Origin of the sequence: Pseudarthrobacter sp. W1I19 (assembly GCF_030817835.1) — a bacterium.
Taxonomy (GTDB): domain Bacteria; phylum Actinomycetota; class Actinomycetes; order Actinomycetales; family Micrococcaceae; genus Arthrobacter.
Genome location: NZ_JAUSZR010000001.1, coordinates 1,659,677 through 1,681,283 on the forward strand (window position 1 = coordinate 1,659,677; position 21,607 = coordinate 1,681,283).

A 21,607-nucleotide genomic window follows, 5' to 3' on the forward strand; every position below is an offset into this window, starting at 1 on the left:
AACTGACTGGCAGTTGAAGCAATCAAATGCGCTTTTCAGTGCGTCAACTGCGAGTCACTTGGGATGGTTCCCCGGGGAAGTCAGTGCCGTGGAATAGGGTTGGGTCATGTTCAAGCAGAGGGTAGTGTTCGTGCACGGTGCCGGCAGCTTCGGCTCCGCGGCCTGGCCACGCCAGCACGGGATGGCACTGTCCTACGATGCCTTGTTCCTCCGCCGCCACGGCTATGATCCGGTGGCCGAGCCCGTTGAATCATCCTTCGAGGAGGACGCCAGGGTCGTCCTGCGGTCGCTGGCCGACGACGGCCGGGGCGCCGCCGGAGGGCATGTCGTGGCACATTCCCAGGGTGCTGTCGCAGCGATGATGGCCGCCGTCGAACGCCCTGATCTCGTCTTTTCCCTGACGCTGGTGGAACCGGCATGCCTGTCGCTCACCGCCGAACTTCCGGCCACTGCGGCCCACATCGGCCTCATGCAGCCGCTCTTCGATGCGCGGAACCAGATGAGCGACCAGGACTTCCAGCGCGAGTTCGTCCGTCGCGTCTACGCCACCGACCTGCAACAGCCCGCCACGGTCGAGGAAAAGCGTTCCGCCAGGCGGCTCCGGCTGCAGGCCCCGGCCTGGGAAGCGCCGCTGCACATTGTCCCCGGCGTGCCCACCCTGGTCCTCACCGGCGGATGGGAGCCGCTCTACGAGGAGATCGCCGGGTACCTGCGGGAGACCGGCGCCCTGCACCGCACAGCGGCGGGAGGGCACCGGCCCCACGACTCCGCGGAGGGGGACCGCATCATCCGGTCCTTCATCCGGGACGTGGGCAGGGTGCAGGCACCCTGGGCGTCCTGAGGCGTCAGCTGCCGGAGGGGACGCTCAGCTCCGGAAGGTAGACCTTGCCGCCGGCCGCCAGGAATTCCTCGCTTTTCCCGCGCATGCCCGCCGCAGCATCGGCCAGTGCCGCCTGCGCCGCCGCTGAACCGTACTCATCCCGGATGTCCTGGCTGATCCGCATGGAGCAGAACTTGGGGCCGCACATGGAGCAGAAGTGGGCCGTCTTGGCCGGCTCGGCAGGCAGCGTTTCGTCATGGAAGGCCTCGGCCGTCACCGGGTCCAGGGACAACGCGAACTGATCGCGCCAGCGGAACTCGAACCGCGCCTTGGACAGGGCGTCATCGCGTTCGTGCGCGCCGGGGTGGCCTTTGGCGAGGTCTGCGGCATGGGCTGCGATCTTGTAGGTGATCACCCCGGTTTTGACGTCATCTTTGTTGGGCAGGCCCAGGTGTTCCTTCGGCGTGACATAGCACAGCATGGCGGTGCCGTAGCGGGCGATCTCGGTGGCGCCGATGGCCGAGGTGATGTGGTCATAGCCGGGGGCCACATCGGTGACCAGCGGCCCCAGCGTGTAGAACGGAGCACCCTTGCACAGTTCCTGCTGGCGCTCCACGTTTTCGCGGACCAAATGGAACGGGATGTGGCCGGGGCCTTCCACCATCACCTGCACGTCGTATTCCCAGGCCCGCTGGGTGAGCTCAGCCAGCGTGTCCAGTTCGGCGAACTGCGCGGCATCGTTGGCGTCCGCCGTCGCCCCAGGCCGCAGGCCGTCACCCAGGGAAAAGGCGACGTCGTACTTGGCGAAGATTTCGCAGAGCTCGTCAAAGTGCGTGTAGAGGAAGTTTTCCTGGTGGTGCGCCAGGCACCAGCCGGCCATGATTGAACCACCGCGGGACACGATGCCCGTTACGCGGTTGGCCGTCAGGGGCACGTACCGGAGAAGGACGCCGGCGTGGATGGTCATGTAGTCCACACCCTGTTCGCACTGCTCAATGACGGTGTCTCGGAAAATCTCCCACGTCAGTGCGTTCGCCTCCCCGTTGACCTTCTCCAGTGCCTGGTAGATGGGGACGGTTCCGATCGGCACCGGGGAGTTGCGGATGATCCATTCCCTCGTGGTGTGGATGTCGTCGCCGGTGGACAGGTCCATCACGGTGTCCGCGCCCCACTGGGTGGCCCACTGCAGTTTGTCCACTTCCTCGGCGATCGAACTGGTGACGGCCGAGTTGCCGATGTTCGCGTTGATCTTCACCAGGAACGCCTTGCCGATGATCATCGGCTCGGACTCCGGGTGGTTGATGTTGTTCGGAATGATGGCCCTGCCGGCAGCCACTTCACTGCGGACCAGCTCCACATCGCAGTTCTCCCGCAGTGCCACGAACCGCATTTCCGGGGTAATCACGCCCTGCCGTGCGTAGCGCATCTGCGTGACGGTTTTGCCGTCGACGGCGCGGCGGGGCACCGGCCGCCCGCCCTTCCACTCGGCGCTCGCCGCCCCGCGGCGGACGGCAGAGCGGCCGTCGTCGAGCAGGTTCCGCCCGCGTCCGCTGTAGGTTTCCGTGTCACCACGGGCTTCGATCCACTCCGCGCGGAACGGGGTGAGGCCGCGGACCGGATCACTGCCCGGACCGCCGGTGCGGTAGACCCGGAACGGCCCGTTGGGCTGGCCGTTCGGTGAATCCGCCAGCTCGATTTCCGTGACCGGCACCCGGATCCCGGCTGCCGCATCTTCGACAAACGCCAGGGAATGGGACTTCAGCGACTGCGTGACGGGTGGCTGGTCCTGGCCTCCGGACGGGCCATCGGCCTGAATTTGGGCAGGGTTAAGCTGTGCATTTGGTGTACTCAAGGAATACTCACTTCCTTCGCCGGCATTACCCGGACAGGTTCAACGGTCGCAGGCTGCGTCAGCCCGATCTCAGCCCCTGCAAGGGCACCCGTGTGGTCACCAAGAAGCTACCACAGCTGTTTCGAAAGGGCCGTGTCACATCCGGTGGTGCTAGCCTGTCCGGGCGGGAAAGCGAGGCAAATCCATGGCAGAGATCATCCAGTTCAACGGCGCCGTCCTGACCGGGCCGGACACCGAGGCACACGGGCTGTGGTCCGTGGACGGCAGGCTTACCTTCCGGCGGCCGGCGGCAGGACCGGACAGGATCCTGGACGGCTGGGTGCTGCCGGGATTCGTTGACGCCCACTGCCACATCGGCCTGGGAACCGGTGGCGCCGTTGACGGGGCGACGGCGGAAGAGCAGGCAAGGACCGACCTGAATGCGGGCACGCTGCTGGTCAGGGACGCGGGTTCCCCCGCAGATACCCGCTTCCTCCAGGACAGTCGCAGCGCGCCGGTGCTGATCCGCGCCGGCAGGCATGTCGCCCGGACCGGCAGGTACCTGCGGGGCTTCGCCGAGGAAGTTGAGCCCAGCGGCCTGGTGGAAGCTGTCCGGAAGCAGGCGCGCGACGGCGACGGCTGGGTCAAGCTCGTGGGGGACTGGATCGACCGCGGCGCCGGTGACCTGGCGCCGTCGTTCCCAGCCGCCGTCGTCAAGGACGCCGTCAAGGCTGTGCATGACGAAGGTGCCAGGATCACCGCGCACTGCTTCGCCGAAGAAACACTGGACCAGATGCTGGACGCGGACATCGACTGCATCGAACACGCCACCGGACTGCTGCCGCGGCACCTTCCGCGGTTCGTGGAGCAGGGCGTTGCCATGGTGCCCACCCTCATCAACATCGCCACTTTCCCGGACATCGCCGCGCAGGCGGAGCCCAAGTTCCCCCGGTACGCGGCCCATATGCGCGCCCTGTGGGAACGGCGCGCGGAGCGGGTGCTGGAGGCCTTCAACGCCGGAGTGAAGATTTACGCCGGGACGGATGCCGGCAGCGTCATCCGCCACGGCCGGATCGGTGATGAAATCCTGGCCCTTCACCATGCAGGCCTGCCTGTGGCCGCTGCCCTTGACGCGGCCTGTTGGGGCGCCCGGAAGTGGCTGGGCGCTGAAGCACTCGAGGAAGGTGCCCGGGCCGACGTCGTACTGTGCCGGGAGGATCCTCGGCAGGTTCCAGAGGCGGTGCAGGAGTTGGCCCACGTGGTGCTGGGCGGGCGCGTCGTCCGCTGAGACTTGGATAACCTGAAAACTGCTTGGAATAAATTGAAGCTTCAAGTAATTTTAATAGTGACAGGCCCGCCAACCCGACGGGCCCCAGCACCGGGAGTTTTCAATGACTGCAGAAGCCGCCACCCAGGATCTTCTTCCTGCCGATCTCACCATGGGCACCGTGATGCTCAAGGTGGGCGACATGAAGGTCATGACCGACTACTACCAGCGTGCACTGGGGCTTGAAGTTGTGGCCGAGCAGGACGGCGGGCAGTACCTTGGCCGGCTCCAGAAACCGCTGGTCCACCTTGCGCCCGCTCCGGGGCTGAACCTTCCGGGCAGGGGGGAGGCCGGCCTTTTCCACACGGCCCTGCTGTTTGAGAACCAGGCGGACCTCGCGGCCACCATCGCCACTGCCGCCCGGTTTGAGCCGCGCTCCTTCACGGGCAGTGCCGACCATCTCGTCAGCGAGGCCTTCTACTTCACCGATCCCGAAGGCAACGGCATTGAGCTCTACTGGGACCGCCCCCGGCGCAACTGGTCATGGAACGGTACCGACGTGGTGATGGACAGCCTCGCCCTGCCGCCACAGCGCTACCTGGAGCAGCACCTCACCGAAGAATCCCTGGAGCGCCAGCGCGGAACAGTGGCGGGAGTAGGCCACGTCCACCTCCAGGTGGGCGACGTCCAGTCGGCCCGGGACTTCTACGTAGGCACCCTTGGGTTCGAAAAGACCGCCGGCTGGCACGGCCAGGCACTCTTTGTCTCCGCCGGCCGGTACCACCACCACATGGCCATGAACGTCTGGAACAGCCGCGGGGCGGGCCCGCGCAAGGACACTCTTGGCCTGGGTGAAGTGCTCATCGAGGTTCCCTCGGGGGACGACGTCGGCGCGCTCGCTGACCGGCTGAAGGTCGCCGGGGTGCCCGCGCACCACACCGGTGCGGAACTGCGGTTCGAGGATCCCTGGCGCAACAACATCCGGGTCGCAGTCCGCTGAGCCCGGCTGCCAACCCCCCGCGGGATGCGGCCTGCCGGGCACGCTTGCAGCCGGCGGGGGCCTGGCGTTGTACTAGGCTGATGCCGAACGGCCGGCGCGGCAGGTGCCGCTTGCTTGAGCGGCCGCACCGTCGAGGGAACGAGGGAACTTTCCATGGGCTTCACCGAGATCTTTGTTGCCGACCACGCAGGCGCGCTGAAGCGTGCCGGAGTGCTGGACCAGGGCAGCGGCCAGCCGGCCGCGCACGCTGTGCGCATCCCCGAAATCAGCGACTTCGAAATTGAGCAGCTTGGTGATCTCGCCGGCACCGCCGTGCATGCCGGCGGGGCGGACTACGAGCTGACCATGGTGGACGTAGCAAGCGACTCGCTCCTGGCGGTACCCCCGGCCATGGTACGTGCGCTCGCCGACCTTCTGACCTACGAGGTCGAAGGGGAGGGCAATGTCCTGGATGACGTGGCCGAACAATGGGCGGCCCAGGAGGACATGCCGTTCGATTCCGCCCAGGCCCGGACCTACGTCCGGCAACTGGCGGAACTCGCCGGCGGAATCGACGACTCCGAACGCAGCGGACTGTACGTCTGGACCTCCTGAGCTTCGTGCCTGCGGGCGCCGGTGGGGTGTCAAGTCGAAATCCGGGCGCTCATCTGGCACAATAAACAGGTACTCGATCTGCGTGGCCCCTCTCTCCGCGTCCGGATCCTGTCCTTCGAACCCGCAAGTACGGCCCGCCCCACGGGTGCAGAACGCCGGGTTCACCCCCTTTTCTGAAACAGGAGTGACCACAAAAGTGGCCGTAAAGATTCGCCTTAAGCGCTTTGGCAAAATGCGCGCACCGTACTACCGCATCGTCGTCGCAGACTCACGCACCAAGCGTGACGGCCGCGCCATCGAGGAAATCGGCAAGTACCACCCCACCGAAGAGCCCTCATACATCGAGGTCAACTCCGAGCGTGCCCAGTACTGGCTGTCCGTCGGCGCCCAGCCGTCCGAGCAGGTTGCCGCGATCCTGAAGATCACCGGTGACTGGCAGAAGTTCAAGGGCCTGCCGGGCCAGGAAGGCACCCTCAAGACCAAGTCTGAGAAGGCAGCCTTCGTTGCTCCCGAAAAGGGTTCTGTGATCATCCCGGAAGCCATCACCAAGAAGGCATCCAAGTCTGAGGCAGCCGAGGCACCGGCCGAGGCAGAGACCACCGAGGCTGAGTAAATTGCTGGCAGAAGCGCTGGAACACCTGGTCCGGGGAATCGTTGATGCCCCGGATGACGTCAAGGTCAGCTCCAAGAGCAACCGCCGCGGGGATACCCTCGAGGTGCGTGTTCACCAGGAGGACCTCGGAAGGGTGATCGGCCGCCAGGGCCGCACGGCACGCGCACTGCGCACCGTTGTGGCTGCCCTGGCCGGTGGCGAGCCGGTAAGGGTCGACGTCGTCGACACTGACCGCCGCCGCTGAGCGCTCGGCAACATCAGCTTTTGCTCCGGCCCCTCCACCCACGGTGGAGGGGCCGGAGTGCTTTCACCGGCACCCCCGCCGAACCACACGGAACAGACACTTCGGAACAGAGGAACACATGCAGCTTCAGGTGGCACGAATCGGCAAACCCCACGGCATCCGGGGGGAAGTAACGGTCCAGGTCCTGACCGACGCCCCTGAGGACCGGTTTGTTCCGGGAACAGAATTTGTGGTCGAACCGGCCTCCGCCGGTCCGCTGACCGTCAGCAGCGCCCGCTGGAACAAGGACATCCTGCTGCTGGGCTTCGAGGAAATTACAACCCGGAATGAAGCGGAAACCCTCCGAGGCGCCAAACTCTTCATTGACACCGAGGAACTGGACGAAGACGACGACGACGGCTGGTACGAACACGAGCTCGTGGGACTCGAAGCCCGGGTGGGATCCCAGGTGGTGGGCAAGGTTGCCGCGCTCAACACCATGCCGGTCCAGGACCTCCTGGTGGTCACCACTCCAGGCGGGGAAGAGATCCTCATACCTTTCGTTGAGCAGATCGTGCCGGAGGTCAACATTGAGGAAGGGTTTATCCTCCTCACGCCGCCGGACGGCCTGTTCGAACTGAACGTGGACCAGGACGCGGGAACCGATCCGGAAAGCAACGCCTAAATGCGGATCGACGTTGTCAGTATTTTTCCCGAGTACCTGGCGCCGCTGGAACTCTCCCTGATCGGCAAGGCCCGCCAGGACGGGATCCTGGACCTTCACGTCCACGATCTCAGGGCCTTCACCACCGACAGGCACCGGACCGTGGATGACACCCCTTACGGCGGTGGCGCGGGCATGGTGATGAAAGCTGAGCCGTGGGCCCAGGCACTGTTGTCAATTGCAGAGGGGCGCCCGGCGGGTTTGGGCAAGCCTGTCCTGATCGTCCCGTCGCCCGCGGGGGAGCGGTTCACCCAGGCCCTCGCTTATGAACTGGCCGACGAAGAGCACCTTGCGTTTGCCTGCGGACGCTATGAGGGCATCGACGAGCGGGTCATCGAGTGGTCGCATGAACACTTCACCGTGCGTCCCGTCAGCCTTGGCGATTACGTCCTGAATGGCGGTGAAGTGGCGGTCCTGGCCATGGTGGAGGCCATCGGCAGGCTCCTGCCCGGTGTGGTGGGCAACCCAGAGTCGCTGGTGGAGGAGTCGCACTCCGACGGGTTGCTGGAGTACCCCGTCTATACCAAGCCCTCTGTCTGGCGCGAGCGGGAAGTGCCCCCAGTCCTGCTCAGCGGCAACCATGGCAAGATCGCCCAGTGGCGCAGGCACGAACAGTTCCGTCGGACGGCGGAACGCCGCCCCGACCTGCTCGAAACGTTCGACGCCGGCAAGCTGCCCCGTGCCGACCGGGCCGCCCTGCAGGATCTGGGGTACGACGTCGTCGACGGCCGGCTGCAGCGCCGCCCCACCGCCCCGGACGGACAGCAGGACTGACCGGGCCTGAATTCTTCGGGCCTCCGGCTCCCGGGATTGGCTGTCCGTCGCGGACTGTGGCAAAATTAGTCCTTGTGTCTGCTGGGTCCGCACCTGCCACAGGGGGAGCGTAACCAACAGCTAAGACAACCGGCCACATCAATCAGTGAAGTGGCCGGGCTACTAAACTTTCGGCAGCAATCTCCGGTGCGCCACCAGCGTCCGGGCTTGGCTGCCGTGACCCAAAGTGAATGACCCGTGGCGTTCACCAGGAGTGCAATCATGCATATTCTCGATTCCGTAGATGCAGCCTCGCTGCGCACCGATGTTCCCGCGTTCCGCGCAGGTGACACCCTCAAGGTTCACGTGAACATCATCGAAGGCAAGAACACCCGTGTCCAGGTATTCCAGGGCTTCGTCCTGGGCCGCCAGGGCGAGGGCGTCCGCGAGACCTTCACTGTCCGCAAGGTGTCCTTCGGTGTCGGCGTGGAGCGTACCTTCCCGGTACACTCCCCGATCATCGAAAAGATCGAGGTCGTTACCAAGGGTGACGTCCGTCGCGCCAAGCTTTACTACATGCGTGCACTGCGCGGTAAGGCTGCGAAGATCAAGGAAAAGCGCGACTTCAGCACCGCCAAGTAGTCCTTTTCGGACCTACACAGGCAGGGCCGCAGCCGTACCCGGCCAGCGCCGGAGCCATGCACCAGCGCCCAGGATACGGACTTATGGACCAGACAAAACGCCAGCCCCCCAAAACGGGCTGGCGTTTTGTGTTCCTTGCCTTTGTGCTGGCCATTGCGGTCAGCGGGCTGGTCCGCTCACTCTGGCTGGATGTCTACTACATTCCGTCCGAGTCCATGGAACCGCTCCTCCAGGGCGGGGACCGGATCCTCGTCTCGCGCACTGATTTCACCGCTGAACCGGTCCGGCGCGGGGACATCGTGGTCTTTGACGGCCGGGGAACGTTTGCGCCGCTCAACAGCGGCAAGGGCCCGTTCGTGGACGCCATGGTGGCCATCACCCAATGGCTTGGCCTGACCGGCAGTGACACCACGTACGTCAAGCGCGTCATCGGCCTCCCGGGGGATACGGTGGTCTGCTGCGACGCCGGCGGGAAAATCACCGTCAACGGCCACCCATTGGCCGAGCCGTATATTTTTCCCGGCGATCACCCCAGTACCCAGAAGTTCACCGCAGAAGTGCCGGACGGGCGGCTGTGGCTGTTGGGCGACCACCGGTCAGTTTCGGCCGACTCCCGGAGCCTGCTGGGTGCACCGGGCGGGGGGATGGTACCCCTGGACAGGGTGATTGGCAGACCCGTCCAGATTGTCTGGCCGCTTGATAGATTTGCTGCAGTACCTCGGCCGCCAGCGGCAGGGCCCATAACAGAGAACGGACAGTAGATGCCCGAGAACCACCCGCGGATCCCCGAGCCGCGTCCGGACAGCGCTCCGGATTCCCCGGCCAGTGCTGCACCGGAAGCAGCGGCGGCTCCGGAAGCACCTTCCAGGGCTGCGGGCAGCCGTGCCGAAGCGAGGGCAGCCGACGAAAAGACGGGCGGAAGCCAGGTGCTCGCCTGGCTGAAGGAAATAGCCACGGTAGTGGTCATCGCGGTGGTGCTCTCCTTCCTGATCAAAACATTCCTGTTCCGGGCCTTCTTCATCCCGTCCGAATCCATGGTGAACACGCTGGATGTGGATGACCGGATTTTTGTTAACCTCCTGGTACCGGAACCGTTCTCGCTGAGCCGCGGGGACGTTGTGGTTTTCCGCGACACCAAGGGCTGGCTGCCGGCCGCGCCGGAAAAGACCGACGGGCCCTTCACGTGGGTGCAGGACGGCCTGACGTTTGTTGGCCTCCTGCCGGACAACTCCGAGCAACACCTGGTCAAGAGGGTCATCGGGCTGCCGGGGGACCATGTGGTCTGCTGTGACGCCGGCGGTAAACTGACCATTAACGGAACCGCCATTGACGAAAAGTACATCAATGCTGCCGAGGTTCCGCAGGTCCGCAACTTCGATGTGACTGTCCCCGAAGGCAAGGTGTGGGTGATGGGTGATAACCGGAACCATTCCGCCGATTCGCGCGCGCACTTGGATGCCGGCGGCGGTTTCATCGATATGGCGGATCTTGAAGGCAAGGCTGCTGTCATCGCGTGGCCGCTGAGCCGGATCACAACCCTGGACAACTACCCGGACGTGTTCCGGAACGTTCCGGTGGCGCCCTGACCATGTCCCCGTTAGTTAAGGCCGGCCCCGCCAAGTCTGGCGCGGCGAAGGGCGGCACGGCGAAGGGCCGGGCCGGTTCCGCGAAAGCAGCCCGTCCCGCCAAGGCGCCCACCCTGCGGCACGAACGGACGTTCAAGGCGCAGGGCGTGCGCCTTATCGCCGGTGTTGATGAAGTGGGCCGCGGCGCTCTTGCCGGTCCCGTCAGCGTCGGTATCGCCGTCGTCGACGTGGAGCGCCAGCGGCCGCTGGCCGGGGTGCGGGACAGTAAGCTCCTCAGCCCGGCGGAACGGGAACGCCTTGATCCACTGGTCCGCCGGTGGAGTGTGGCATCCGCCGTGGGGCACGCGTCGGCGCAGGAAATTGATGCCCTGGGCATTATTGCCGCGCTGCGTTTGGCTGGAACCCGCGCCTGGCAGGAGATTCTGGCGGTGGGCGTGAACCCGGACATGGTGCTCCTGGACGGCAGCCATAACTGGCTGTCCCCGGCAGAACAGCTGTCCCTCTTTGACGAGCCGGTGCTTGAAGCCGCATGTGAGGCGCCGGTTCATACCAAGATCAAAGCGGATATGCAGTGCCTGAGCGTGGCTGCCGCGAGCGTGATCGCCAAGGTGGAGCGGGACAGGATGATGAAGGAACTCCATACGGAGTACCCGGACTTCGGCTGGGACATCAACAAGGGCTATGCCACCGTGCTGCACCGGGACGTCCTCCGTGCGGCGGGGCCAACCCCGTACCACCGGGTGAGCTGGCGCCTGCTCGGCGGGGAGTTGCTCGACGGGGCGCAGGAGGATACCCATCCTGACGACGTCCTGGACAGGGACAACGCCGGCGACGGGCCCGCCGCCGAAGACTGAGCCCGGCAGCGGACTGGTTACTGGCTTTGGAGTCTGCCGCCCGTACGTACGGCACGGGCTCCAGTGGCGCCGGACATGGTGCAAGATGGAAGCATGAGTGCTGAGGATCTTGAAAACTACGAAACCGACATGGAGCTGCAGCTCTACCGTGAATACCGCGACGTCGTCGGACTGTTCAGCTACGTTGTCGAGACCGAACGGCGCTTCTACCTGGCCAACCATGTGGACCTCCAGGCCCGCAGCGCCGACGGCGAAGTCTACTTCGACCTGACCCTGCAGGACGCCTGGGTGTGGGACGTGTACCGCTCGGCGCGGTTCGTCAAGAGTGTCCGGGTCCTTACGTTCAAGGACGTCAACGTGGAAGAGCTTCCGCGCAACGAGGAACTGGCGCTGCCCAAGGACGTTGGCCTGGGCCAGTAATACCTGACGGGCCGCCGGGGACTTGTCCTGCACAGTCACCCCGGCGGCTGTTTTGTGCACATACGGCACAAGCTCCATTACCTCCGCAAGCGCGCGGCCGCAGGCTGGTTGCGGAGGTAGAAATGAAATCAAAAGACCTGTTGGGCCGCCGCGGCGAGGACCTCGCCACGGACTATCTTGAGTCCCTCGGCATGCTGGTGGTGGAGCGCAACTGGCGCTGCACCGAGGGCGAAATCGACATTGTGGCCCTGGACGGCGATGCCTTGGTGATTGCCGAAGTGAAGACCCGCCGATCCCTCGACTACGGCCACCCCTTTGAAGCCGTTGGTCCGGAGAAGCTCGCCCGCCTGCACCGGCTCGGTTCCGCCTGGTGCCGTGACCGGGAGCTGCGAATGCCGCTGCGGCGGGTGGATGTCATCGCCGTCCTGGACGACGGCGGCGGCAAACCCTTGGTGGAGCACCTCAAGGGGGTGGGGTGAATGGCCCTCGGCAGAACCTACTCCATCGCCCTTGTCGGGCTCAACGGCTACATCGTGGAGGTCGAGGCGGACATCGGCCAAACCCTGCCGGCCTTTATCCTTCTTGGGCTGCCTGACGCCTCGTTGAATGAAGCCAAGGAGCGCATCCGCTCGGCAGCCAAGAATTCCGGGATCCCGCTGAGCCGCCGGAAGATCACCGCCAACCTCATTCCGGCCTCCCTGCCCAAACGCGGCTCGGGGTTCGACCTCGCAGTCACCATGGCCGTGCTGCGGGCGGCGAATGACATCAAGCCAACTGGAAAAACGGTCTTCATCGCGGAGCTGGGGCTTGACGGCAGGCTGCGCCCGGTCCGCGGCATCCTGCCCGCCGTGATGGCATCGGTCCAGGCCGGCTATCCGGACATCGTGGTGGCGCACGCCAACCTGGCCGAGGCCGCCCTGGTTCCCGGCGCCACCGTCAGGGGCTACCGCACCCTCGCCCGCCTGGCCCTCGATTTCGGTGCGGACCCGCAGGAGCTTGCCCTGGATTTTGAACCGGATGATTTGCAGCTTCCAGCCGATGAGGAGGAGGATGACGGCGTCTATCCGGACATGGCCGATGTTTCCGGGCAGGGCGATGCGAGGCGGGCCCTCGAAGTGGCAGCAGCCGGCGCGCACCACCTACTCCTGATGGGTCCGCCGGGCGCCGGCAAGACGATGCTGGCTGAACGCCTGCCCGGACTGTTGCCGGACCTTGCCGACCATGAGGCCATGGAGGTTACCGCCATCCATTCGCTCTGCGGCCTGCCATCGTCCTCAGCCCGGCTGCTGCGCCGCCCGCCCTTCGAAAGCCCGCACCACTCGGCCACCGCCGCCGCGATCATCGGCGGCGGCTCGGGCCTGCCCAGGCCCGGCGCGGCCTCCCGTGCCCATCGGGGCGTTCTCTTCCTGGACGAGGCTCCCGAGTATGAGCGCCGCGTCCTGGATGCACTGCGGCAGCCGTTGGAGAGTGGAGAACTGGTGATTCACCGCTCCGCCGGCACCGCTGCCTATCCTGCCCGGTTCCAGCTGGTTCTGGCCGCCAACCCCTGCCCCTGCGGCAAGGCATCGGGCAAGGGCCTGGACTGCACTTGCACGCCGATGATGCGGCGGCGATACCTGGCCCGCATGTCCGGCCCGCTGCTGGACCGGGTGGATATCCAGCTCCAGGTGGACAGGGTCTCCCTGGCAGAGTTCGGGCAGGGAGGCGCCGAGGAGGACACGGCGTCCGTGGCAGACAGGGTGCGCGATGCCCGCGGGCGGCAGCTTGAACGGCTGCAGCCCTTCGGCCTGGAAACAAACGCCCAGGTACCCGGCCGCGTACTGCGGGGAGAACTCCGGCTGCCGCCGGCCTGCACCCGCATCCTCGACCATTCGCTGGAGCGCGGCGTACTCACCGCCCGCGGCTATGACCGGGTTCTTCGCCTGGCCTGGACCATGGCGGACCTTGGGCACAGGGAACGGCCGGACGTCAACGATATCGGGCAGGCGCTGGGACTGCGGCAGGCTGCGGCGGTAGCCGCATGACGAGGATCCGGGTGGACTCAGAAAGGGTGGCGCGAGCCGCGCTTGCCCGGTTGATGGAACCCCAGGATGCTGCCGGCCTGGCACTGGTGCAGATCTGCGGTGCAGTGGATGCCCTGCGGATTGCCACCGGCCAGGTTTCTGCCGGAACGGAGCTGGAGCGTGAGATCACCTCGCTCCTGACGGACAGCGGGTCCGCCGCCAGCTGGTCCGGGATGGCCGGGTCGTTGAAGCGCTGGCAGCCCCGGATTCCGGATCTGGCCCCGGAACGGGACCTCGCGACGATGGCACGGCTGGGCGGCAGGCTGATCATCCCGTCGGACGAGCTATGGCCGGTCCAGCTCTCGGACCTGGGCATCCAGGAACCCCTCTGCCTGTGGTGGCGGGGGCAGGAGCAGCCCCTACCGGGGGCGGAGAAGTGCATCGCACTCGTCGGGTCGCGGGACAGTACCAGCTATGGGGCATCAGTAACAGGAGACATGGCATACTCCTTGGCGCAACGGGGCCTCACTATCGTGTCCGGTGGCGCCTACGGCATTGATGCGCACGCCCACCGTGCCGCGCTTGCCGGCGCTTCGGCAGCGGTACCCACCATCGCCGTAATGGCCGGCGGTGTTGACCGCTTCTACCCCTCCGGGAATGAAGACCTGCTCCGCGCAGTTTGCAACCAGGGAGCTGTGATAGCGGAAGTTCCACCGGGCTCGGCGCCCACCCGTTACCGGTTCCTGCAGCGGAACAGGCTCATCGCCGCCATGTCGGCAGTGACGGTGGTTGTGGAAGCCCGCTGGCGGTCAGGAGCCCTGAACACGGCTCATCACGCCGAGACGCTGGGACGGGCGGTGGGTGCCGTCCCCGGCTCAGTGCACAGCGCCAATTCGGCCGGCTGTCACCGGCTGCTCCGGGATGGCGGCGCCGTGTGCGTCACAGACGCGGCCGAAATCGCCGAGCTGGCAGGCCCCAGTGGCGCCGCGCTTACAGAACCGCGCCAGGGCGGAGCCGAAGTCCAGGACGGGCTGACCCTCGAAGACCTGATCCTCCTGGATGCGCTTCCCCTGCGGTCCACCACGTCGGTCGAGAAACTCTGTTCCGTGGCCGGACTCGGGCCGGAATCAGTGCGGGCGGGGCTCGGCCGGCTGGGGCTGCTCGGGCTGGCAGTGTCGGAGCGGGGCGGCTGGAAACGTGGCAAGGCGTCAGTGTGACGAGGGGGAGTTGCACCAAGGCGGCGGGGGTGGCGTGCTTGACGAAGTGGATCGTGTCCAGCACGCGGGTGGCGGCAGCACCTGAGACAGTAGGAGGGTGGAGAACCAGGAACTGCCCCGGGAACTAGGCCGGGCGCTCGGCGCCTTCGTGACGTACCTGTCGGCGGAGCGGGCCGTGTCCCGGCACACGTTGCGTGCCTATGAGGGCGACCTGCGGAGCCTGCTGACCCATGCGGCTTCCGAGGGCGCAACCACGCTTACAGACCTGGACCTCGGAACCCTTCGGCGGTGGCTGGGAGTGCAGAGCGAGTCCGGCGTCGCACGCTCCACTCTTGCACGCCGGGCCGCCACCGCCCGTGCCTTCACGGCATGGGCCCTCAGGGACGAGCACATCACCGCCGATCCGGCGCTGAGGCTCAAAGCACCCAAACGCGAGCAGTCCCTGCCCGGCGTCCTGCAGTCCCAGCAACTGACCAGGCTCCTGACCAGCCTGGAGGAAGCTGCCGCGGAGGGTGAACCCCTGCCAGTGCGCGACAGGGCGATCGTCGAACTGCTCTATGCCACGGGTGTCCGGGTCGGGGAGCTCACAAGCCTGGACATCGATGACCTGGACCCGGACCGGCGGACACTGCGCGTCATCGGCAAAGGCAATAAGGAACGCACCGTCCCCTACGGCGTTCCGGCGGCGGTGGCACTGGACGACTGGCTCCGGCGGGGCCGGCCAAAGTTCACCAGGGGCAACAGCGGCCCCGCCCTATTCCTGGGCCCCCGGGGAGGCCGGATCGACCAGCGGCAGGTCCGGTCGCTGGTCAATGCCCTGTTCGATGCCTTGGGTGACACTTCGGCCTCCGGCCCGCACGCCCTTCGCCACTCGGCAGCCACGCACTTGCTGGACGGCGGCGCGGACCTGCGCGCCGTCCAGGAGATCCTGGGGCACAGCAGCCTTGCCACCACCCAGATTTACACCCACGTCTCTGTGGACCGGCTGCGAAAAAGCTACCAGCAGGCACACCCCAGGGCATGATCCCGGACAGCATGGATCAGCCAGGAATCGCACTGGCGTAATTAGGCAGCGTACGGCACAATAAGAGTCACGTCCGGCAACTTTCAAGTCCCGCTTGAAGCTCCATTGCTTGCTTCCAGTGGACCACCAGGTCCGGACACAGCTTTACCTGAACAGTTGAATATCGAGGCAGGGAAACAGGACCGGCAGTGCAGGGCACGGCAGTTCCATCCAGGCAGAGGTCGTTGGGGAAGACGTACCTAGAGCTATGGAGGATGGAATGTCTGTTGCAATGACCCGCGGTGTGCTGTTTGTTCACTCAGCCCCTACTGCTTTGTGCCCTCACGTTGAGTGGGCCATCGGCTCCGTCGTGGACAAGCGGACGGATCTTGAGTGGACCCCTCAGCCTGCCGCGCCTGGAATGTTCCGGGCCGAGTTGTCCTGGACCGGCGCCCCCGGGACAGGATCGAAGCTTGCTTCGTCACTCCGCGGCTGGGCGCACCTCCGCTACGAGGTCACCGAGGAACCGAGCCAGGGTGTGGATGGCGGCCGGTGGTCGCATACCCCCGAGTTGGGAATCTTCCATGCCGTCACTGACGTGCACGGCAACATCATGGTGTCCGAAGACAGGATCCGCTACGCCTACGAATCCGGCGCCGGGGACCCTGCAGCTGTCTACCACGAGCTTTCGCTGGCACTTGGCGAGGCCTGGGACGAGGAACTCGAGCCCTTCCGGCACGCCGCCGAGGGCGCGCCCGTCCGCTGGCTGCACCAGGTGGGCTAACCGCCGCAGAACACAACGACGCCGCCTTCCGCCGTCGTGACAAAGACCTGACAGGCAGCAACTGAAAGCAATCTCCATAGCAAAACAGGAGGCCCCGCCAGCCGGCGGGGCCTCCTGTTGGTCTTTCGGCAATAAACGCCGGACTGCTGCTAGATGCTGCGGACAGCAACCACGGCGTTGTGCCCCCCGAAGCCGAAGGAGTTGCTCAGCGCCACGATGTTGCCGGCCGGCAGGTCCCTGGCCGAGGTGACCACGTCGAGCGGGATCTCCGGGTCCTGGTTCTCCAGGTTGATCGTCACCGGCGCCTTGCGCTCGTACACGGCCAGCACCGTGAGCACGGCCTCAACTGCGCCGGACGCACCCAGAAGATGGCCCATCTGGGACTTGGTGGCAGATACCGCCACGCTGTCCACATGGTTGCCCAGGGCGGCACGGAGTGCGGTGTACTCCGGCTTGTCACCTACGGGCGTGGAGGTGGCGTGCGCGTTGACGTGCACCACGTCCTCGGCCTGGATCCGGCCGTCGAACATCGCAGCTTTCAGCGCGCGGGTTGCGCCAAGGCCCTGAGGGTCCGGGGCCGTGATGTGGTAGGCGTCCGCCGTGACGGATGTACCGGCGAGTTCGCCGTAGATCCGGGCTCCACGGGCCAGGGCGTGCTCCTCTGCCTCGAGGACCAGGGCGCCGGCGCCCTCGCCCATCACAAAGCCGTCACGGGCGGTATCGTACGGGCGTGAGGCGCCCTGCGGATCGTCATTGCGCCGGGAGAGGGCCTGCATGGAGGCGAACGCCGCAAGCGGCATCGGGTGGATGGCGGCCTCTGCGCCGCCGCACATCACCACGTCGGCCTTGCCGGAGCGGATAAGGTCCAGGCCCAGGTGCAGGGCCTCGGTGCCGGATGCGCATGCGGACACCGGGGTGTGGGCACCGGCGCGGGCGCCGAGGTCCAGGCTGACGGCTGCGGCAACGCCGTTGGGCATCAGCATGGGAACGGTCATGGGCAGGACGCGGCGGGGGCCTTTTTCCTTCAGCGTGTCCCAGGCGTCCAGGAGCGTCCACACGCCGCCAATGCCGGTGGCGAAGGCAACAGCGAGCCGGTCCTTGTCGAATTCGGTGATGCCGGAGTCAGCCCAGGCCTCGCGGGCCGCGATCACGCCGAACTGGGTGGAGGGGTCCATCCGCTTTGCCTCCACACGGCTCAGTACTTCCAGCGCGGGAGTACTGCAGCGGGCTGCGAAGTGGACGGGCAGTTCGTACTTGGCTACCCAGTCGTCCTCCAGGGTGCGGGCACCGGAGACCCCCTTGAGCGCGTTGTTCCACATCGTGGGTACATCGCCGCCGATGGGTGTGGTGGCACCCAGACCGGTAATGACTACTTTGCGTGTCATGGGATCACTCTTTCGTCGGTGGGAATCCGTCTGCCGGAGGGTCCCGCGTTTTGATGGTCGGCACGCTTGCACGCGCAAGGTGCCGGAAAATGCGGCGGGCTGCCAGTCCGGTCATCCGGACCGGCAGCCCCGCCAAGCCGTAGTACGGCGAAAGCCTGGAACTAGGCCTGTGCTCCAGCGATGAAGCTGACGGCGTCGCCGACGGTCTTGAGGTTCTTGACCTCTTCGTCCGGGATGCGCACACCGAACTTCTCTTCAGCGTTGACCACGATGGTCATCATGGAGATGGAGTCGATGTCCAGGTCCTCGGTGAAGGACTTGTCCAGCTCCACAGCCTCGGGGGCCAGGCCGGTTTCTTCGTTCACGATTTCAGCCAGTCCGGCCAGGATCTCTTCGTTGCTAGCCATGTGATGGCTCCTTTTCTTGTATTGCCGGCAAATGCTGCCGGAAATGGCTCAGGACGCGGTTGCGGCCTGTTGGGGGCGCTTCTAGGGAAGGACAACTACCTGGGCGCCGAAGACCAGCCCGGCACCGAAACCGATCTGCAGTGCCAGACCGCCGCTCAGTTCCGGCTTTTCCGCCAGGAGGCGGTGGGTAGCCAGCGGGATGGACGCCGCAGAGGTGTTTCCTGCGTCGGCGATGTCCCGTGCCACTGTAACTGTCTCGGGCAGTTTCAGCTTCTTCACCATCTCGTCGATGATGCGCATGTTGGCCTGGTGGGGGATAAAGGCCACCAGGTCCTCAGCGGTCACACCGGCGGCCTCGAGGGCCTGCTGGGCCACCTTCGCCATTTCCCAGACAGCCCAGCGGAATACGGTCTGGCCATCCTGGCGCAGCGTGGGGTAGAGCTCCTGGGCCTCTTCGAGCAGGGCAAGGTCGCCGGTGGAGTCGGACTGCCGGGCAGCCATGCCAAGGTCACGGACGTCCAGCATTGACCGGGTCATGCCGATGGCGTCCCATTTGCTGCCGTCCGAGCCCCACACAGAGGGCGCGATGCCGGGAGTTTCGGAGGGGCCAATGACGACGGCGCCTGCACCGTCCCCGAGCAGGAAGGAGATGGTGCGTTCCCGGTTGTCAATAACGTCGGAGAGCTTTTCGGCGCCGACCACCAGCACATACTTCGCAGCTCCGGAACGCACCAGTGAGTCACCCTGCGCGATGCCGTAGCAGTAACCGGCGCAGGCAGCCGAGATGTCAAAGGCGGGGGCAGGGGTGGCGCCGAGTCGGTCCGCCAGGCTGGCAGCAGCCGACGGCGTGGCGTACGGATGGGTGACCGTGGAGACAATGACGGCGCCCAGGTCCGAGCCTTGGATGCCGGCCTTTTCCATCGCTTCGCGGGCAGCGCCCTCGGCCATGTCGATGACGCTGACGTCGGCAGGGGCGCGGTGCCGGGTGACAATCCCGGTGCGCTGGCGGATCCATTCGTCAGAAGAGTCGATCCACTGGCAGACGTCTTCATTGGTGACGATCACGTCGGGGCGGTAGGCGCCGAGACCCAGGATCCGGGTGTGCTCCTGAATGGGAGCCTGCTTCAGCGTGGGAACGCTCATGCGTTGCCCTCCAGTTCTGCAAAAAGGGCCAGGGCGGCGGAAAGGTCATCGGGAGTCTTGACTGCAACGGTCTTGACGCCCGGCATGCCCCGCTTGGCAAGCCCGGCAAGCGTGCCTGCGGGAGCCAGTTCGATGACGCCGGTGACGCCGCGCTGGACCAGCGCCTCCATGCAGAGGTCCCACCGGACGGGCCGGGACACCTGGGCGATCAGGCTTTCGACGGCGGCACCGCCGTCGGTGACCTCCCCGCCGTCGTAATTCGACAGCAGGGGAACCTTCGGGGCTTGCGGCTTCAGCTGCGGCTCCAGTGCTTTGAGCGTGCTGACAGCCGGTGACATGTGGCTGGTGTGGAAGGCGCCGGCCACCTTCAATGGAATGACGCGCGCCTTGGCGGGCGGATTGTCCGCGAGAGCCTTAAGCTGTTCAAACGTCCCGGCTGCAACGGTCTGCCCGGCGCCGTTGACGTTGGCAGGGGTGGCGCCTGCTGCTTCGATCGCAGCCAGGACCTCTGCCGGGTCCCCGCCTACCACCGCGCTCATGCCGGTAGGCGTGACGGACGCGGCCGCGGCCATGCTGTTGGCACGCTCACGGACGAAGGTCATGGCTTCCTGCTCGGTGAGGACTCCGGCAAGCGCCGAGGCCGTGATTTCACCGACGGAATGTCCGGCCAGGATGACCGGCAGGGAGTTCAGCTCGACGTCGAAAAGGGATGCGGCGGCGACGAGGCCGGCCGCAACGATCAGGGGCTGCGCTACGGCAGTGTCCTTGATGGTTTCCTCGTCCGAGGTGGTCCCGTGCGCGATCAGGTCAATGCCTGCGATGTCGCTCAGGGCGGCCAGCTGGCCTGCCACCGGGGGCAGTTCAAGCCAAGGGGCCAGAAAACCCGGGGTTTGCGAGCCCTGTCCAGGGCAGACTATTGCAAGCACGTAACCAGCTTTCCAAATTACTGTGTGGTGGAGCGGTGTTTGTCCGCACCAAGCTCACGGGGTCAGGTTGTAGGAAGTCTACAACGCCTCAGGGCTGGTTCCGCGACGGATGGCGCTCCGCGGCAGCTTTGGGCGGGGCTGAAAGACGGCCCACCACGAGGGCAGCCTGGAGGACAAAAGCCTCGCGGGGCAGCAGCGGATCCCAGCCTGTGACGTCACAAACCCGCTTCAGCCGGTACCTGACAGTGTTCGCATGGACGAAGAGTTCGCGCGCCGTTGCCTCCAGGGAGTGGCCCAGCTCCAGGTAGGTTCCGAGCGTTTCCACCAGTCCGTTGGACGCTGCCAGGAGCGGCCGGTAAATGTTCTTGACCAGGGAGCGGCGGGCAGCATCATCACCGGAGATGACGCGCTCAGGAAGGAGATCATCGGCGGCAACAGGCCGCGGGGCGGCAGGCCAGGCGCGGGCAGCCGTGAGGCCGGCGAAGGCGGATTGGGCCGAGCTACTGGCCTCCAGCAGGGAACTGGCTTCGGGGCCATACACCACGGGTCCGGGAGCGAACATGTCGCTGAGCTTCACGTAGGCGGTTTCCCGGTCCTGCACACCGCCCAGGATCAGGATCAAACGGTCACCCTGGATGCCAACCAGCGCGTCCTCCGCGTAGCGGCCAGCCATCCTGCGGAGTTCGCTGACATAACTGGCGCTCGGCTCCGAGGGGGAATTGCCCACCATCACCGTGAAGCGTTCCTGAGCCTTCCAGCCCAGCGCGGCGATCCTTGACCGCAAAGCATCAGTGTTTTCGCCGCGCAGGATGGCATCCACAATCAGGGCTTCCAGCCGCGTGTCCCAGGAGCCGCGGGATTCAGCCGCCCGTGCGTAAACGTCCGCGGCGGCGAACGCCACCTCACGGGAGTAACGGAGCACGGCTTCGCGCAGGGATGGCTGGTCAGCCTCGGGCGCGATGACCGGAACCTGGTCTTCCACCACTTCCACCACAATCCGGATCAGCTGCAGCGCTTTCTGAAGGCTGATGGACCGGGTCAGCTCCGTGGGCGCCGTGCCAAAAACATCCGTGAGGATCCATGAGGGTGAACTTGGGCGCTCGTACCAGGTGACAAATGCCGCGATGCCGTTTTGCGCCACCATCCCGAGGGCGGAACGCTCGTCGGAGCTGAGCCGGCTGTACCAGGGCAGGGATTTTTCCAGCTCACGCATGGTGGTGGTGGAAAGCTGGCCCACGTTTGCCCGCAGTTTCTTCAAGGTCTCGGATTTCTCCGGGGTCACCCTGGGGAGGGACTGTTTGCGCTTGGCGGACGGTGTGGCTGGTGCTGGCATTCTTTGAGCATACGGCCACTGCCCTGCAAGCTCCATTTGTGCGAAGGCTACAATCCGGCTGGTTGTGCGTCACAGCCGG

General features: G+C 65.8%; 24 protein-coding genes and 1 riboswitch. Of the genes, 18 read left to right on the forward strand and 6 right to left on the reverse strand.

The features are described from left to right. The first annotated feature begins 106 nt into the window (after positions 1-106). Positions 107-841, forward strand: a complete 735-nt coding sequence (locus tag QF038_RS07710) for an alpha/beta fold hydrolase (RefSeq protein WP_307609606.1) — start codon at positions 107-109, stop codon at positions 839-841. Positions 842-845: 4 nt separating this feature from the next. On the opposite strand, the gene thiC is transcribed toward QF038_RS07710, so the two are convergent. Beyond that, positions 846-2,672 (reverse strand): phosphomethylpyrimidine synthase ThiC, encoded by a 1,827-nt coding sequence (gene thiC, locus QF038_RS07715; RefSeq protein ID WP_307609607.1) that lies wholly within the window; start codon positions 2,670-2,672, stop codon positions 846-848. Next, positions 2,667-2,774: riboswitch (TPP riboswitch) on the reverse strand. It overlaps the preceding gene by 6 nt. A gap of 82 nt (positions 2,775-2,856) precedes the next feature. Here thiC and QF038_RS07720 point away from each other — a divergent pair. From QF038_RS07720 to QF038_RS07800, 17 genes are all read left to right on the forward strand, one after another. Next, complete coding sequence (locus tag QF038_RS07720; protein WP_307609608.1) at positions 2,857-3,939, forward strand: amidohydrolase family protein; 1,083 nt, start codon at positions 2,857-2,859, stop codon at positions 3,937-3,939. Between the two features lie 103 nt (positions 3,940-4,042). Beyond that, complete coding sequence (locus QF038_RS07725) at positions 4,043-4,918, forward strand: VOC family protein (RefSeq protein ID WP_307609609.1); 876 nt, start codon at positions 4,043-4,045, stop codon at positions 4,916-4,918. A 153-nt stretch (positions 4,919-5,071) separates the two neighbouring features. Next, entirely contained in the window at positions 5,072-5,512 is a 441-nt protein-coding gene (locus tag QF038_RS07730; protein ID WP_307613429.1) for a hypothetical protein, read from the forward strand. A gap of 196 nt (positions 5,513-5,708) precedes the next feature. Then, positions 5,709-6,125: a 30S ribosomal protein S16 gene (gene rpsP, locus QF038_RS07735; protein ID WP_307609610.1), complete on the forward strand. Its 417-nt coding sequence runs from the start codon at positions 5,709-5,711 to the stop codon at positions 6,123-6,125. Position 6,126: 1 nt separating this feature from the next. Beyond that, on the forward strand, positions 6,127-6,369 hold the full coding sequence (locus tag QF038_RS07740) for an RNA-binding protein (protein WP_307609611.1): 243 nt from the start codon (positions 6,127-6,129) through the stop codon (positions 6,367-6,369). A gap of 118 nt (positions 6,370-6,487) precedes the next feature. After that, positions 6,488-7,033, forward strand: coding sequence for a ribosome maturation factor RimM (gene rimM, locus QF038_RS07745; protein ID WP_307609612.1), 546 nt, complete (start codon positions 6,488-6,490; stop codon positions 7,031-7,033). Next, a complete protein-coding gene (gene trmD, locus QF038_RS07750) occupies positions 7,034-7,846 on the forward strand; it encodes a tRNA (guanosine(37)-N1)-methyltransferase TrmD (protein WP_307609613.1) in 813 nt (270 codons plus the stop codon). 261 nt (positions 7,847-8,107) lie between these two features. Then, positions 8,108-8,467 (forward strand): 50S ribosomal protein L19, encoded by a 360-nt coding sequence (gene rplS, locus QF038_RS07755; protein ID WP_050054723.1) that lies wholly within the window; start codon positions 8,108-8,110, stop codon positions 8,465-8,467. Positions 8,468-8,550: 83 nt separating this feature from the next. Further along, the gene (gene lepB, locus QF038_RS07760) at positions 8,551-9,228 is read left to right on the forward strand and encodes a signal peptidase I (protein WP_307609614.1); all 678 of its coding nucleotides are present in this window, start codon (positions 8,551-8,553) and stop codon (positions 9,226-9,228) included. Continuing rightward, entirely contained in the window at positions 9,229-10,053 is an 825-nt protein-coding gene (gene lepB / locus QF038_RS07765) for a signal peptidase I (protein WP_307609615.1), read from the forward strand. It abuts the gene before it with no gap. Positions 10,054-10,055: 2 nt separating this feature from the next. Next, positions 10,056-10,907 carry a ribonuclease HII gene (locus tag QF038_RS07770; protein WP_307609616.1) on the forward strand — a complete coding sequence of 284 codons (852 nt, stop codon included), beginning with the start codon at positions 10,056-10,058 and terminating at the stop codon, positions 10,905-10,907. Positions 10,908-11,000: 93 nt separating this feature from the next. Continuing rightward, entirely contained in the window at positions 11,001-11,327 is a 327-nt protein-coding gene (locus QF038_RS07775; RefSeq protein WP_307609617.1) for a DUF2469 domain-containing protein, read from the forward strand. Positions 11,328-11,449: 122 nt separating this feature from the next. Continuing rightward, positions 11,450-11,806: a YraN family protein gene (locus QF038_RS07780; RefSeq protein ID WP_307609618.1), complete on the forward strand. Its 357-nt coding sequence runs from the start codon at positions 11,450-11,452 to the stop codon at positions 11,804-11,806. After that, on the forward strand, positions 11,807-13,351 hold the full coding sequence (locus QF038_RS07785) for a YifB family Mg chelatase-like AAA ATPase (protein WP_307609619.1): 1,545 nt from the start codon (positions 11,807-11,809) through the stop codon (positions 13,349-13,351). Continuing rightward, a complete protein-coding gene (gene dprA, locus QF038_RS07790) occupies positions 13,348-14,547 on the forward strand; it encodes a DNA-processing protein DprA (protein WP_307609620.1) in 1,200 nt (399 codons plus the stop codon). The genes QF038_RS07785 and dprA overlap by 4 nt, the downstream gene beginning before the upstream one ends. Before the next feature lie 97 nt (positions 14,548-14,644). After that, positions 14,645-15,571, forward strand: coding sequence for a tyrosine recombinase XerC (locus QF038_RS07795; protein ID WP_307609621.1), 927 nt, complete (start codon positions 14,645-14,647; stop codon positions 15,569-15,571). 259 nt (positions 15,572-15,830) lie between these two features. Further along, the gene (locus tag QF038_RS07800; RefSeq protein ID WP_041652118.1) at positions 15,831-16,334 is read left to right on the forward strand and encodes a DUF3145 domain-containing protein; all 504 of its coding nucleotides are present in this window, start codon (positions 15,831-15,833) and stop codon (positions 16,332-16,334) included. 149 nt (positions 16,335-16,483) lie between these two features. Here QF038_RS07800 and QF038_RS07805 read toward each other — a convergent pair whose 3' ends face one another. The 5 genes from QF038_RS07805 to QF038_RS07825 all read right to left on the reverse strand — a co-directional run bounded on the left by QF038_RS07805 (position 16,484) and on the right by QF038_RS07825 (position 21,528). After that, positions 16,484-17,719: a beta-ketoacyl synthase gene (locus QF038_RS07805; RefSeq protein ID WP_307609622.1), complete on the reverse strand. Its 1,236-nt coding sequence runs from the start codon at positions 17,717-17,719 to the stop codon at positions 16,484-16,486. A 161-nt stretch (positions 17,720-17,880) separates the two neighbouring features. Further along, positions 17,881-18,126: an acyl carrier protein gene (locus tag QF038_RS07810; RefSeq protein ID WP_009359314.1), complete on the reverse strand. Its 246-nt coding sequence runs from the start codon at positions 18,124-18,126 to the stop codon at positions 17,881-17,883. 81 nt (positions 18,127-18,207) lie between these two features. Next, positions 18,208-19,269 carry a beta-ketoacyl-ACP synthase III gene (locus QF038_RS07815; protein WP_307609623.1) on the reverse strand — a complete coding sequence of 354 codons (1,062 nt, stop codon included), beginning with the start codon at positions 19,267-19,269 and terminating at the stop codon, positions 18,208-18,210. Beyond that, positions 19,266-20,195 carry an ACP S-malonyltransferase gene (locus QF038_RS07820; RefSeq protein WP_091415957.1) on the reverse strand — a complete coding sequence of 310 codons (930 nt, stop codon included), beginning with the start codon at positions 20,193-20,195 and terminating at the stop codon, positions 19,266-19,268. The genes QF038_RS07815 and QF038_RS07820 overlap by 4 nt, the downstream gene beginning before the upstream one ends. 88 nt (positions 20,196-20,283) lie before the next feature. Next, the gene (locus QF038_RS07825) at positions 20,284-21,528 is read right to left on the reverse strand and encodes a CdaR family transcriptional regulator (RefSeq protein WP_307609624.1); all 1,245 of its coding nucleotides are present in this window, start codon (positions 21,526-21,528) and stop codon (positions 20,284-20,286) included. Between the last annotated feature and the right edge of the window lie 79 nt (positions 21,529-21,607).